Source organism: Streptomyces sp. NPDC029044, assembly GCF_040637495.1.
Classification (GTDB): Bacteria; Actinomycetota; Actinomycetes; order Streptomycetales; family Streptomycetaceae; genus Streptomyces.
In genome coordinates this window covers 1-13,935 of the sequence record NZ_JBEZWN010000011.1, presented here as the reverse complement: position 1 = coordinate 13,935, position 13,935 = coordinate 1, and the positions used below count along the sequence as shown (strand labels likewise).

The following is a 13,935-nucleotide window of genomic DNA, read 5'->3' as shown; positions in this document are numbered from 1 at the left end:
CAGCGGGCACGGAAAGGGACGGAACGGGGCGGGGCGGGGCGGGGCTACAGCTCCGCCGGCGCCGATCCCTTCAGCGTCTCCAGGTCGAAGGACTCCGCCATCCGCGCGTACCCCTTGTCGCTGGGGTGCAGGTGGTCCCCGGAGTCGTAGTCGGCCCGCAGCCGTCGCGGGTCGTACGGGTCCCGCAGCGCCTGGTCGAAGTCGGCCACGGCGTCGAACACCCGCCCGGCGCGGATCTCCGCGTTGATCGTCTGGCGGACCGCCTCCCGGGCCTCCGTGTACCCGCGGTGCCCGTAGAACGGCATCAGGGTCGCTCCGACGACCTTCACGCCGCGCGCGTGGGCCTGCCCGACCATCGTGCGCAGGCCGTTCAGGATCGCGTTCGGGTCGGCGAGCCGCGGATTGCGCAGGATGTCGTTGACGCCGAGGTCGATGACGACGACCTTGACGTTCGTCCGCTCCATGACGTCCCGCCCGAAGCGGTTCAGCCCGCTGGGGTTGTCCGCGGGGCGGCCCAGCCCGTCGGCGAGGACCTGGTTGCCGCTGATGCCCTGGTTGACGACGCTGTAGCGGGGCAGGTCACGCCCGGCCGCGATCTCCGCGCGCAGCCGGTCGGAGAGCACGTCGGTCCACCGGCTGTTGGTGTCCGGCGTCGAGGTGATGCCGTCGGTCAGCGAGTCGCCGAGGGCGACGATCGTGCCGTCGGACTCGTTGCTCAGCACGTCCAGCGCGGTCAGGTAGCGCCAGGAGCCGGTCCGCTCGGTGTACGGGGTGCCGGTCGTGTCCTGCGCGTGGTCGCCCTGGGCGACGTAGGAGACCTGCCGGGCGTGCCGGTGGTAGGTCACCGGGCCGGAGCTGGTGGGCGTGTAGGTGGTGATCAGGACGTCGGAGTCGTGCGGGACGACGACCCGCACCGCGTCGCTCATGACCTGCCGGCCGGGCGGGATGACGACCGTGGGCCCGCCGCCGAAGGTCAGCTGCCGCATGGTGTCCGCGAGGGCCGCCGCCGTACCGCTGCCCGCGGACACGGCGATCGTCGCCCGCGTGATGTTCAGCGGGGACTGCCCGTAGAGATTGGACAGCGTCACGCGGGCACCCGTACCGCCGACGCTGGTGTGGACGACGTTGCGTACCGAACGGTCCGCCATGCCGGTCGTCTCGGTGCCGGGTTCGGCGGCGGAGGGGGACGTGGACCAGGTGCCGACCCAGGTGCCGGTGGAGGCGGGGGCCGCGGAGTTGGGGGCGCGGCCGTCGCCGAGGGCGTTCCGGTTGCGCAGGCCGTCGTCGGACGCCACGCCGACGTATATGGCGGTGGAAAGGGCCACGATCGCTGCGACGACCAGGGCCAGGAGGGCGTAGCCACGTCCTCGGGTCATGCTGTTCAGTTCTCCTCGGGCGATGGGAGCCCAAGGCTCCGATCTGATGTGCCCATGATGCGGCATGGGCCGGGGGGAGCTCACAGGACCCCATGGCATTACCCCCTCCCGACAGACGCCGGGAACTCCTGTTCCGTTCCAGGAGTCGGTCAGGAAGGGACAATGTGTGCGGGATCACCAAGCGGGTGGAGCGGATGGAACGGACGAAAGCAGCAGAAAAGGGTGCCGGTACCGGAGGGCAGCATGCCCGGCCCGGCGGCGCGGTGAACCGTGCGATGACGACGTTCAGCCCGGCGGACGAGGAGAAACAGCGCGGCGTGCGGCAGATGAAACTGACCGCCACCGGTCTGCTGTTGTTCGTCGCGCTGGTCTACGTCCTCGCCAAGTGGGCGCAGAACTCCGGCGCCGGCCCCTGGGCGGGCTATGTCGCCGCGGCCGCCGAGGCGGGCATGGTCGGCGCGCTCGCCGACTGGTTCGCCGTCACCGCCCTCTTCCGGCACCCCCTCGGCATCCCCATCCCGCACACCGCGATCATCCCCACCAAGAAGGACCAGCTCGGTGTCTCCCTGGGCGAGTTCGTCGGCGAGAACTTCCTCTCCGAGGACGTCGTACGGCAGCGGCTGCGCGCGGTCGGCATCGGCAGCCGCCTCGGCGCCTGGCTCGCCGTCCCCGAACACGCCGACCGGGTCACCGCGGAGCTGTCCACCGCCCTGCGCGGCGCCCTGACGGTCCTGCGCGACTCCGACGTCCAGGCCGTGGTCGGCGAGGCCATCACCCGCCGCGCGAACGCCCAGGAGATCGGACCCGGCATCGGCAAGATGCTGGAGAAGGTCGTCGCCGACGGCGGCCACAAACGGGTCGTCGACCTCGTCGTCAACCGCGCGCACGACTGGCTGGTGCTGCACCGCGACGAGGTGATGGACGCAGTGGAGGGCGGCGCGCCCGGGTGGACGCCGAAGTTCGTCGACCGCAAGGTCGGCGAGCGCGTCTACCGGGAACTGCTGCGCTTCGCCACCGAGATGCGCGACATGCCCGGCCACCCCGCCCGCGGCGCCCTCGACCGCTTCCTCACCGACTTCGCCTCCGACCTCCAGTCCGACACCGACACCCGCGCCCGCATCGAGCGGCTCAAGGGCGAGGTGCTGGGCCGCGGCGAGGTCCAGGACCTCATCGCGAGCGCCTGGACGGCCGTACGGTCCATGATCGTCGCCGCGGCCGAGGACGAGCGCAGCGAACTGCGGCTGCGCGTGCGGGCGTCCCTGCTGTCGCTGGGCACCCGGATGGCGGCCGAGCGCAAGGTGCAGGACAAGGTCGACCGGTGGGTGGAGGACGCGGCCGTCTACGTCGTCACCACCTACCGCAAGGAGATCACCTCCCTGATCACGGACACGGTGGCGAGCTGGGACGCCGAGCACACCACGAAGAAGATCGAGGCCAACATCGGCCGCGACCTCCAGTTCATCCGCATCAACGGCACGGTCGTCGGCTCCCTGGCCGGCCTGCTGATCTACACGGTCTCCCGCGCGCTGGGGGCGTAAAGCCGGGGCGTAAGAAAAGGCGCTCAGGGCACTCGACCCGGGTTCGCTCGATGTGGAGGGAGCCCATGACCACCGCGCAGGCCGAGACCGGCCGAACCGTGACGACCGACATCCCCGCCCGCCTCGACCGCCTCCCCTGGTCGCGCTGGCACTGGACGATCGTCATCGGTCTCGGCACCGTGTGGATCCTCGACGGACTCGAAGTCACCGTCGTCGGCAACATCGCCAGCCGCCTGTCGGAACCCGGCAGCGGTCTGCCCATCACCTCCGGCGAGGTCACCGGCATGGCGGCCGCCCTCTACGTGGCGGGCGCCTGCCTGGGCGCGCTCTTCTGGGGCCGCCTGACGGACAAATGGGGCCGCAAAAAACTCTTCATGATCACCCTGGCGGTCTACCTGGGAGCCACGGCCCTCACCGCGATCTCCTTCGACACCTGGTGGTTCTTCCTCTTCCGCTTCCTCACCGGCTTCGGCATCGGCGGCGAGTACGCCGCCATCAACTCCGCGATCGACGAGCTGATCCCCAAGGAGTACCGCGGCCGCACCGACCTGATGATCAACGGCAGCTTCTGGCTGGGCGCCGTCTTCGGCTCGCTGCTGTCGATCGTCGCGCTGGACACCGACATCTTCGCGGCGAACGTCGGCTGGCGCCTCACCTTCGCCCTCGGCGCGGTCCTCGCCCTGGTGATCCTCCTGGTGCGCCGGCACGTCCCCGAGAGCCCGCGCTGGCTGCTGATCCACGGCCGCGACGACGAAGCGGAACGCATCGTCTCCTCCATCGAACGCAAGATCGAGGAGGAGAGGGGTGAGCCGCTGCCGCGCCCCGAGGGCGAGATCACCATCCACCAGCGCCGCAGCGTCTCCTTCGTCGAGATCGGCCGCACGGTCTTCTCCGACTACCGCCGCCGCGCCATCCTCGGTTTCTCCCTCTTCATCGGCCAGGCCTTCCTCTACAACGCGATCACCTTCGGCTTCGGCGCGATCCTGACGACGTTCTTCGACGTCCCGAGCGGCAACACCGGCTACTACTTCGCGGTCATCGCCCTCGGCAACTTCTTCGGCCCGCTGCTCCTCGGCAAGCTCTTCGACACGGTCGGCCGCCGCATCATGATCTCCGGCACGTACATCCTGTCCGGCCTGCTCCTCTTCGGCACGGCCTGGCTCTTCGACCAGGGCTCCCTGAGCGCGGCCACGATGACGGCGTGCTGGTGCGCGGTCCTGTTCTTCGCCTCGGCCGGCGCGTCCAGCGCCTACCTGACCGTCTCCGAGGTCTTCCCCATGGAGACCCGCGCCATGTCGATCGCGTTCTTCTACGCCATCGGCACGGCAGCCGGCGGCATCAGCGGCCCGCTCCTCTTCGCCAAGCTCACGGAATCCGGCGTCGTCGGCGACACGGTCCTGGCCTTCTCGATCGGCGCGACGCTGATGTGCCTGGCGGGCCTGGTCGCGGCACTCCTGGCGGTGAAGGCGGAACGCCGCTCCCTGGAGGACATCGCGAAGCCGCTGACGGCGGCGGACGGCGGGGCCGAGGGTGGCGCCTCCGGCGGTTCGGGGGAGAGTCGGGCGACGGCCTGAGGACGCCTCGGCCGACGCTGTCCGGGGCGGTGCGAGTCTGCCCTCCAGCCTGGACAGCCGTCGGCCGAGCACCGCGTCGGCTGCCCGCCGGAGATGCGGCGGGCAGCCGAAATTCGCTCACCTCGCCACTCAAAGATTCCGAGTGGACGCCACCAGGTAACGGGTGTGGACTGGATATCTGGGGTGGAGGTGGAAGACGATGAAAGGGCTACCATTTCGGCTCGAAATCATTGAAGGTGCTACCGAATGGATCGTTCGGTGTTACTCCGAGTGCGGCGAAGCGAGCATACGTGTCGCGCCTCCCTATTCGGAAGGTGAGCTCCAGGTCGCGCTGGCGCACCTGGGAACGGCACTTACCAGGTCGTACAGTGCGGCAGTAACCCGTGGTACGGCCACGCCCGAGAAATCGGTTCGAGAATTCGGAAAACGCCTCACCGAGGTGGTCATTCGCGACAAAATATCCTTTCAGTTGGATCGGTGTATGCATCGAGCCAAGACTGAGGGAAGGCCATTGCGCATCCTGTTGCGTACGGATGGCCCGCACCTGGGCAGCATTCCCTGGGAATACCTGGTGGACCCCTCCCAAAAGGACTACCTCGCCCTTCGTGTTCCCGTAGTGCGTGATCTACGGCTGATGGACCCCGTTCCGCCGCTTGCACTCACTCTTCCGCTTCGAGTGCTCGGAGTGTCCGCGCGTCCGAGTGACCTCCCTTCCCTGCAAGGGAAACGGGAGCGTGAGCGGATAGAACGGGCTCTCCAGCGGAACAGCTCCGACAATGTGGACGTCCACTGGCTTCCCGGTGATCGCTGGCAGGATCTCTCACAGGCTTTGCGGTCCGGCACGTGGCATGTGCTGCACTGCGTCTGTCACGGCGGATTCGACGAGGATCTCAATTCGGGATACATACAGCTGTCCGGCGAAGACGGATCTGCGATGCGCTTCCACGCCGGCGACTTCGAGCGGCTCATCAGCGACTGTCCGCATCTGCGCCTCATTGTCCTGAATGCTTGTGACTCCGCTGTGAGCGGAGCCGAGGACGTCTTTACGAGCACCGCGGCAAGTCTCGTGCTTGCCGGCGTGCCGGCCGTCGTCGCGATGCAGTACGAGATCACGGACGAGGCCGCCCTCGTCTTCGCTTCGTCGTTCTACGAGCGGATAGCAGACGGGCTTCCCGTCGACCGGGCGGTCACGCGGGCCCGCGAAGAAGTGAAGATGCGCCAGGGCAGTCTGGAGTGGGCCACCCCCGTCCTGTTCCTCGCGTCCGACCAGACCCGGGTGTTCGCCTCAGCCGAGGACCCGCCAGAGCGCCCCAGAACTCCGCCCTCCCGGCCCGACTTCATGACAGATCCGATCACCCTGATCAAGCCGACACTCGAGCAGCAGTTGCCCCAAAGGATCGGTGTGCTCACAGATGTCGGGCCATGCTCCCGCCTGGCACTCGGACCCGCGAATCTGCTCGCTACGGCCTGTGAGGACGGCCTGATCCGGGTCTTCACGGCCACGGACGGGGAACTGGTTGCCCAATGCCCGCCCGTGCAGCGTGAGAATCCCGTTTCCCTGGCCTGGAGTCCCTGGCGACGGCACGTGGCCAGTCGGCATGACGACGGCGCGGTGGTGGTCTGGGACCTGCAAACCGAATCCGCGGTATGTGTCATCAGTCCCGGAGGGCAGAGCGACACCCTTGCTTTCAGCGCTGACGGCCGCTGGCTGGCGCTGACTGTGGGCAATCGTCTGCAGGTCTACGACGCGCGTGGAGCGCGGGTCCGCGAACTTCAGGCCTGGCCGGCGAAGAAGGGCGGGATGCTGCGCACGGGTGACAAAGCGACACCCGGGCCCCTGACTTTCACACCGGGTGACCGGTACGTACTCGTAGCCTGCGGTGACAACTCGGTACGACAGCTGAACGCACACGGGCAGTCCGTCATGACCTGGCCGCACCACCAAGCCGTCCTCTCCCTTGCTTGCACAGAAGACCTCGTGGCTACCGGCTGCCTGGACGGGCAGGTGCGTTTCTGGTCCTGGCAGGGCCGGCTCCTCCGCCGCACAGGATATGGAAAGCCCGCTCGGCACCTGGCGTTCTCCACCGAATACCCGGTGCTCGCCGTGGCCGATGACGAAGGCACCGTGACCTTCCGCGACCTGAACAGTGGGAAGTCGTCCATAGCGGCCAAGCTGGCGGGTCAGCCGGCCGGTGTGGCGTTTCTCGAAAACGGCGCGGGCTTCGTGACCGGCACACGCACGGGTGTGATCGAGCGTTGGGCGCTGCCCGACTGGATCCTGGACATGGAGGCGCATCATGACAGATCCGGAGGTTGAGATCTTCTGGCCTTCGTCGCTCCCGACCGATCCGGCCACAGACGCGCAGGGCCTGCTGCACGAGGCCGGAATCCACAGCACATGTATGTTGCGCCCGACACGGCGAGGGGCGGCCGACGTCGTGCTCGTGCTGGTCACCACAGCTGTCCTCGATCCGTTTCTCCGCACTCTGTTCCAGGGGCTCGCCGAGGAGGCTCACAGGGGCTTGAGGATGTTTGTCGACCGGCTGCTGGCACGACCGTCGAGAAACCAACAGACGCCGGAAGAATTGGTAATTCAAGTGTCCGAAGGTGGTCGCATCTCGTTCACGACGGGCCTTCCGGAGCAGGCGTACCAGCAGGCCGTCGACCTGGATGCCCGCGAAGGACGTTGGGCCTGGGACGCGCAACGTGTCATGTGGGTCCCCGTCTGAACGAAGAATCCGGAGGGAGACAACCGGCCATGGCAGACAATCGCGCATCGCAATCACCCGACGACGGGTCATGGGGACCACAGAGTCCTTGGCAGGAGTCGTCCACGTCGTCGCAAGGCCGGCAATCGCAAATGCCGGAAGATCACCAGCAGTTCAGTCAGCAGCAGTGGCAGGGCGCTTACCCAGGGCAGAGAATGACGCCGCCTACTTACATGGTGGGGGCCATTCTTGTCACGCTCTTCTGCTTCCTCCCGACCGGAATCGCCGCCATCGTCTTCTCCTCGCAAGTCTCGGCCAAGGCCAATGCGGGCGACCTCGCAGGAGCTGCTGAATCCTCACGGAAAGCCCGGCTCTGGGTCATCGTCAGTCTGGCGGCCGGCGTGGTCGCCTGGATCATCTTGATGGTTGTCTCCCTGTCCACGTCCAGCACCACGGCCCTTGTGCCGGCGCCGTGAATCCACTGCGTTCCGGGGCTCGACGGCCGGGATGGGCTCCGACGGCGCGTCCCGTCCGCGACGCTTGGACGGGTGCCGGGGTCTTCGCGACGTTGTGCGTCGTCACAGCCCTCGTGGACCCCACACGTGCCGGTCGATTCCCTGCCTGTCCCTTCCGGACCCTCACTGACTTCGACTGTCCGGGCTGTGGCAGCCTGCGTGCGCTTCACGAGCTCACCCACGGCCACCTGATGGCCGCGGCGGACTACAACCTGCTGCTGGTCGCATTCCTGCCCTGCGCTGCGGCGGTGTGGCTGCGCGCCGTCACGGGCAGAGCTCGCCGCAGGGTTCTTCCCAAGTGGAGTGCACCGGCGACGATCACCGTGCTCGTCGTCTGGGCCGTGCTCCGCAACCTGCCCGTGCTCGGAGGAGTGCTGGGCGCTTGAACAGCAGTGTGAGGGAGCGGGCCGGCGCGAGCACCCACCAGCGCTCCCCGCAGGCGTCCCGGTGTTACTCGGCCTCGCGGCGCACCCGATCCCGCCGCCGCAGCAGGAGCACCCCACCCGCAACGGCGGTGACTCCCGCAGCGGCGGCCCACCCGACGGCCTCTTCGGCACCCGTGGCGGCCAGGTCCCGCCCCGAGGCGGTCGAGGGGAGAGCCGTGGCGGTCGCAGCCGTCCGAGCCCGGGCATCAGCCCCCGTGGCGGACGATTCAGATTCAGGTGCTGATGCCGGGGCCGTCGGGTCCGTCGCCCTGTCCCGCGTGAACGCCAGCGTCCCGAACCCCAGCTGGTCGAAGCCCCCGCTGTTGGGCCCGTAATCCCCGCCCCCGCCCTCCGGCGCGGCCTTGGCCGCCGCCCGTGTGAGGTACGACGCCGACAGTCCCCGCCGCTTGGTGTAGTGGTTGGCGATCATCGCCCAGATGGGCCGGGTCATCGTCGGATCCACGCTCGCGACATCGGACGCGGTCTCACTCCCCGACCAGCCTCCGATCGCCCCCTTCCGCCGCGTGTTCGCCGTGTACGGCACATCCCCGCCCAGGCTCCACTTGGCCACGTACTGCGCCCCCTTGAGGAACCGGCTGTCGTCGTACCCGTACAGATCGATCCCCTGGTTCCACGCCATCTCGCACACCGTGCCCATCAGCCCGACCCCGAGCAGCGCGTGCCCCTGGTCCCGCCCGGCCTCGACCCACTCCCCGAGCCCGTCCTCGTGGACGACGGGGATGGCGTGCCGTACCGACCCCATGCCGTCCCCGTGCTTGAAGTACTCCACGGCCCGCTCGATCACGGCCCGTTCGTCGCAGAAGATCCCGGTCGCGAGCACACACGCGATGGCCGCCAGGTCCCAGTTGGGCCAGTAGTTCGTGACGACGGCATTGTTGTGCCTGGTCAGGAAGTCGTCGCTCAGCGGGTGGAAGACGTCGCGCAACAGCTCCTGCGCTCGGCCCAGGTCGAAGTCCCCGTGCCCCCGCACCAGTTCGGCGGCGTTCGCGAACTGGTAGCCGTACAACCCCGCCGCCAGGAACCGGTCGGCACTGCCCTCCAGCCTGGTCAGCTTCCCCGACCAGGCGTTGAGGATCGCCACGGCGGTGTCGGCGTGCTCCTCCTCACCGCTGACGTGAAAGCGCAGGGCGTTCTGGTACGCGGCGTGGATGTCGTTGTAGAGGATCCCGTAGTTCTCGGGCGTACCCGACCCCCGGTACACGACCGCCTGCGGATTCGGCCGCCACCCGCTCTGCGCATGCCGGTTGGCCGTGAGCTCGGCGAACCCGGCGGCGTACGGTCTGGCACCCGTCTTCACCTCGGCCGCCATACGGTCCAGATCGGCACGGGTGTGCAGCAGCCCGGGGTGAGCGAGGGGTGCTCCGGCGGCGCCGGCCGGTGTGGCGAGTGCGGTCGTGGTCACGGTCGCAGTCGCACCGATGCCGATACCGATGCCCGCTGCCTTCACCATGCTCCGGCGGCTGATCTGTCGTGTCACGTCGTCGTACCTCAGCGTCAAAAGTCGCGTACCTGCGGGGGACGGTGAGGAGACGGCCCGGTGGTGCGGGCGATAACAGAAACTGCGCTATAGTTGATCTGCGTCCAGTCGCCGGAACTCCGGTGGGCGGACAGTGCGTTGGTGGTCCAAGGAAAGACGCCCCACTTCCTGTGGGGAAATGCAGGTGCAAGGCCTGCCCGGCGCTCCAGACAAGAACCCCGGCCCTGAGTCTCAGGGCCGGGGTTCTTCGTTGTGCCTCCCGCCGGCCGCCACGGTCATGTCGCGCGCAATGACCGACACGGTCCCGACACGGTCTCGGCCCGGTCTCCGGTCACATACGTCATCAGCCACGCCGTCGGGCCTGCCCCTGCGATCAGGAGAAGGAGCATCCTCGGGTTTCGGCACGGCGAAGGAGGGCGACAGTTCCTTCAGTGCCGACGGAGGGGGGCCGTGGCAGTGCAGGCCGACGACAACTCCTTTGCGCGGTTCCACGACCACTTGGAGGCTCTCGCTGCCGATTCCGGGCTCTCCGCCGGCGGAATCCCGGGCAAGCTGGGCCTGGTGCGGGGAGGCCTGATCTTCGCCCTGGGGCACGCGTCCTCGCTCAGGGCGCTGGAGCAACTGCGCCGCTGGTCGGCGTCCCACTGGCGGCGGGCCGGGACGAGTCCGGGCGGCCCGGAGGCCGTTTGGTGCGATCTGGCCGGCGTCTCGCTGCGCCTCGCCTTCCAACTGGCCGATGAGAGCGACTCCTCCGTGCAGACGGGCATGGGTGCGCTGGCCCGGCAGATGACGGTCGCCGCGCACCGGCGATTCCTGGCCCGATCCGTGGATCCGGTGACCGGTTCCCGCGAGGACTACGACCAGGCGCTCAAACGGGTCTTCGAAGAGACCTCCCTTCGGTACATGGACCGCCGCACGATGCCGCTCTACCGCCGACTGGCCACCGGTGCGTTCGCCGCCGCCCACGCCGACGGCGGTGCCTCGGCGAACGCGGCGGAGCAGGCCGGACAGCGGTACGTCCCGGGGGTGTTGGCGGAGGTCGGCGGCATCCCCGTTCCGTCCGGGCACCCGCAGGCAGGGGCACGCGTGCTGGGGCGGCTGGTCGCGGACCGGGAATGGGAGGCGGAGATGACCACCACCGGAGCGCCGGACCGCGGCGGCAGCGTCGTGGCCATGCTGGCCACCCGCCGGTTCGACACCTTGCTGGGACTCCCGCCGCCCGCCGACTGAGAGCGACGCAGTGGCACGAGTGTTCTACATCCGGAAATGTACCGAAGTCATGGTGGGTTTCCGCGAATAGGGCTGATGGTATGAGTTCAGGGCTGATAATCGGCTAGGCAACGGCTCCACAGTCATTGCCCGGCGAGGGGAGCAGAACTGGACGCGACCGCCAGGCCCGAAGGCCCCGGCGACACCCCTGGGATGAGCGCGGCGGCGATCGCCCGGCTCTCCTACGACCGGCGCCGGGTCATGACCGAGTACCTCGACATCCTTCGGTCCCGAGGGGAGGACACCCAGCTCGTCGAGTCCGTGATCGCGGCGTGGGACGAACACGGCGGGGACCCGATCGACGACAACTGCCGGTTCGCGGCCCAGGCCGTGGCGGGCACTCTGGCAGAACTCGGCTACGACCGTGCGGTCCTCGACCGCTTCGAGATCTGCGCCGTGGCCCGACAGTCGATCAGCGCCGCGGGGCAGGCCTACGGGGACGGCTCGGCACTGATACGGATCTCCGATGCTCTCTTCGCCTTCGCGCACCTGTATTCCTCGCACCTGGCGTACGCCAGGACCAAGGAGTCGGCCCTGGCCTCTTTACGAGCCGTTCTCCGCCGGCACATGCGCGACGAGAGCGGCCTGGACGAGGTCCTGCTCACCGCGTCACTGCGGTTCAGCGCGCTGCACCAGCGGGTCCTGGGAGGAGCGATGACGCCCGTTCTGGCTCTCGGAGCACCCCAAGAGAGCGACGCGGACCGGTACCTGACGCACTGTCTGCGCTTCGTGGTGGCCCACGAGTACAGCCATGTCCTGCTCGGCCACAGCGCGGCGTCTGCCGGCGTCTCCTCCTGCTCCGGCGACCCCCGGTGGGAAACCGAGGCGGACGAACTGGCCCTGCGGACGGTCTTGCACGCGCAGCGTGGACACGGGCCGGGGACCGCGCTGCACGCTGGGCTCGGAGCTCTGCTGGCGATGGTCGTCGTGCAGTTCACGGAGCGGGCCCTGTACGTCCACCGCGGCAGCACACATCCCCCGGCTGCCGAGCGGCAGGAAAGGCTCGTCCGGTCCCTGCCGCTGCATGTCGCACTGCCGGCCAGGCAGTACGGCGACACTCTGACGGCGCTCACCGACCGGGCGGCAGACTTCACGCTCCACGCGGCGGCCGTGCCGTGGCAGCCGGTGCTGGAACACCCGGGCGTGGTCCGCCATGCCATCTGGGACGACTACCGCGACGACATGACGCGGTACGCCGAGATCCAGTCCGGCGCACCGGACCAATTGGCCTCAGCCCTCCGCGCCCTGGGCGGCGGGCACGGCACCGCGGTCCCGGCCGGTGCCGAGGCCATGCTGTCGGGCCGGTCCCGTGAAGGGCTCCGGCTGTGGGGCCTCGCGGACCGGCGGATCGAGGAGATCACCGATCCCGCACTGCCGCTGTCCTTCTGGGCGCTGCTGGAGGACATCAGGGAATCGCTGCCCGTCGTCGGCATGGCTCCCGCCGACCAACTGGAGTTGGCCCTGCACGCCGCAACGCTGACCCAGCACGTACTCATGAAGGAGACCCGCCGATGACGGCAGCCGACCGCGTCCCGCTCGACAAGTACCAGTCGATGACCGAGAACGAACTCTACGAGGAGCTGGGACGGCACCTGCTCGGGTCCGGCCCCGGCATGACGCCGGACGACCGGCGTGAAGCCCGGGACTTCGGCCGTACCTGGTTCCACAACCAGTACGACCGCCTGCGGCACAGCGTGTGTCTGCACCCGAGACTGCAAGGCTTCAGGGACAACAGCGTCTCCGACAGCCTGATCGACGCGGGTGCCATCTACGGCGCCGCGCACCAGGTGCTCAGCGACTCCGTCCAGGCCGCGATCGTGGCCGTGCTGGCCACCCGCATAGGGCTGTCCGCCTTCTGCGCCGGCGTATCACCCGACGGTCCCCCCGAAGCCTGACCCGCTCGTGTCGCACGTCGACGGAGGGCGAGCCGCCGCCGACGACGTGCTCGAACCCCGACCCGTCATCGGCGCCGCAGGAGGGCCGCTCAGGCGCGCCGGTCCGCCACCGCCCACGACGCCAGCCCCACGGCCCCCGCCACCCCGAACACGGCAGGCCAGGCGCCCACCTTCTTGGCCAGCGGATGAGACCCGGCGAAGGCGGCGACGTACGCGGCCGACAACGCCCCCGCGGCCACTCCACCGGCCTGCTGACGCCACTGCCGTGCGGCCACCACCCCGGCCGCGGCCAGTACGACCCCGCCGAGCGGCCGCTGCCTGGTCCAGCGGGCCACGCCGTACCCGCCCACGAGCCCGCTCGCGGCGACCACCGCACTCGGAACCTTCGCCATACCTGCCTCCTGCGTCCTGCACCCTGCTGGGGATCTTGAGGCTAGCCCGGACGGCTTCCGGACCCCGAACCTGAGCCCAGGCTTGTCAAGTTTCCTCCTCCGAGCTATATAAGAAGACGCAGGACCCGTAGGGCATCGCACCCGGCACCTGAAGAGAGGAGTGACCAGTGATGCTCATGCGCACGGACCCCTTCCGTGAACTCGACCGACTCACCCAGCAGGTCTTCGGCCCCGCCGCCAACCGCCCGTCGGCCATGGCGATGGACGCCTACCGCTCCGGGGACGACTTCTTCGTCCACTTCGACCTCCCCGGCATCGACCCCGAGACGATCGAACTGGACGTCGAGCGCAACGTCCTCAACGTGCGAGCCGAGCGCAGGTCCCCCGCCCCCGAAGGCGCGGAACCGCTCGTCGCCGAGCGTCCCACCGGCACCTTCACGCGCCAGCTCTTCCTCGGCGACACACTCGACACGGAGCGCATCGACGCCTCCTACGAGGCCGGCGTCCTGACCCTGCGCATCCCGGTGGCCGAGCAGGCCAAGCCCCGCCGCATCCAGATCTCGGGCGGCGACACCCGCCGGCAGCTCAGCAGCTGACCCCACCGCCCGCCCAGAGGTACGTCGCGCCGCCCGCCCCCTACCCCCCCGCGCGCCACCGCCCCCGCACAAACCAGCCCCCCCCCCCCCAACGAGGCCAACCCCCCCCCAAAAAACCACCACCGGGGCCCCCGTTAAGAACCACCCCC

Annotated in this window: 13 protein-coding genes; 10 read left to right on the top strand and 3 right to left on the bottom strand. The window is 69.0% G+C overall.

The window, feature by feature from the left end:
- Window positions 1-44 precede the first annotated feature (44 nt).
- On the bottom strand, window positions 45-1,376 hold the full coding sequence (locus tag AB0E85_RS12465; RefSeq protein WP_361925381.1) for an SGNH/GDSL hydrolase family protein: 1,332 nt from the start codon (window positions 1,374-1,376) through the stop codon (window positions 45-47).
- 164 nt (window positions 1,377-1,540) lie between these two features.
- Between AB0E85_RS12465 and AB0E85_RS12460 the strand changes: the two genes are divergently transcribed.
- The 6 genes from AB0E85_RS12460 to AB0E85_RS12435 all read left to right on the top strand — a co-directional run bounded on the left by AB0E85_RS12460 (window position 1,541) and on the right by AB0E85_RS12435 (window position 8,097).
- Window positions 1,541-2,914: a DUF445 domain-containing protein gene (locus AB0E85_RS12460; protein WP_361925380.1), complete on the top strand. Its 1,374-nt coding sequence runs from the start codon at window positions 1,541-1,543 to the stop codon at window positions 2,912-2,914.
- Window positions 2,915-2,979: 65 nt separating this feature from the next.
- A complete protein-coding gene (locus AB0E85_RS12455; protein ID WP_361925378.1) occupies window positions 2,980-4,488 on the top strand; it encodes an MFS transporter in 1,509 nt (502 codons plus the stop codon).
- 199 nt (window positions 4,489-4,687) lie between these two features.
- A complete protein-coding gene (locus AB0E85_RS12450) occupies window positions 4,688-6,805 on the top strand; it encodes a CHAT domain-containing protein (protein WP_361925376.1) in 2,118 nt (705 codons plus the stop codon).
- Window positions 6,786-7,217 (top strand): hypothetical protein, encoded by a 432-nt coding sequence (locus tag AB0E85_RS12445; RefSeq protein ID WP_361925374.1) that lies wholly within the window; start codon window positions 6,786-6,788, stop codon window positions 7,215-7,217. Before AB0E85_RS12450 ends, AB0E85_RS12445 begins: the two co-directional genes overlap by 20 nt.
- 29 nt (window positions 7,218-7,246) lie before the next feature.
- On the top strand, window positions 7,247-7,672 hold the full coding sequence (locus AB0E85_RS12440) for a CD225/dispanin family protein (RefSeq protein WP_361925372.1): 426 nt from the start codon (window positions 7,247-7,249) through the stop codon (window positions 7,670-7,672).
- Window positions 7,669-8,097, top strand: coding sequence for a DUF2752 domain-containing protein (locus AB0E85_RS12435; RefSeq protein ID WP_361925370.1), 429 nt, complete (start codon window positions 7,669-7,671; stop codon window positions 8,095-8,097). Before AB0E85_RS12440 ends, AB0E85_RS12435 begins: the two co-directional genes overlap by 4 nt.
- A 64-nt stretch (window positions 8,098-8,161) precedes the next feature.
- Here AB0E85_RS12435 and AB0E85_RS12430 read toward each other — a convergent pair whose 3' ends face one another.
- Window positions 8,162-9,607, bottom strand: coding sequence for an alginate lyase family protein (locus tag AB0E85_RS12430; protein ID WP_361925592.1), 1,446 nt, complete (start codon window positions 9,605-9,607; stop codon window positions 8,162-8,164).
- A 477-nt stretch (window positions 9,608-10,084) separates the two neighbouring features.
- Here AB0E85_RS12430 and AB0E85_RS12425 point away from each other — a divergent pair, with 477 nt between their 5' ends.
- From AB0E85_RS12425 to AB0E85_RS12415, 3 genes are all read left to right on the top strand, one after another.
- A complete protein-coding gene (locus tag AB0E85_RS12425) occupies window positions 10,085-10,864 on the top strand; it encodes a hypothetical protein (protein WP_361925368.1) in 780 nt (259 codons plus the stop codon).
- A gap of 192 nt (window positions 10,865-11,056) precedes the next feature.
- On the top strand, window positions 11,057-12,418 hold the full coding sequence (locus AB0E85_RS12420; RefSeq protein WP_361925366.1) for a hypothetical protein: 1,362 nt from the start codon (window positions 11,057-11,059) through the stop codon (window positions 12,416-12,418).
- Window positions 12,415-12,798, top strand: coding sequence for a hypothetical protein (locus AB0E85_RS12415; RefSeq protein ID WP_361925364.1), 384 nt, complete (start codon window positions 12,415-12,417; stop codon window positions 12,796-12,798). The genes AB0E85_RS12420 and AB0E85_RS12415 overlap by 4 nt, the downstream gene beginning before the upstream one ends.
- A gap of 89 nt (window positions 12,799-12,887) precedes the next feature.
- Here AB0E85_RS12415 and AB0E85_RS12410 read toward each other — a convergent pair whose 3' ends face one another.
- A complete protein-coding gene (locus tag AB0E85_RS12410) occupies window positions 12,888-13,190 on the bottom strand; it encodes a hypothetical protein (protein ID WP_329328604.1) in 303 nt (100 codons plus the stop codon).
- Between the two features lie 170 nt (window positions 13,191-13,360).
- Here AB0E85_RS12410 and AB0E85_RS12405 point away from each other — a divergent pair, with 170 nt between their 5' ends.
- Window positions 13,361-13,786 (top strand): Hsp20/alpha crystallin family protein, encoded by a 426-nt coding sequence (locus tag AB0E85_RS12405; RefSeq protein ID WP_361925361.1) that lies wholly within the window; start codon window positions 13,361-13,363, stop codon window positions 13,784-13,786.
- Window positions 13,787-13,935: the final 149 nt, after the last annotated feature.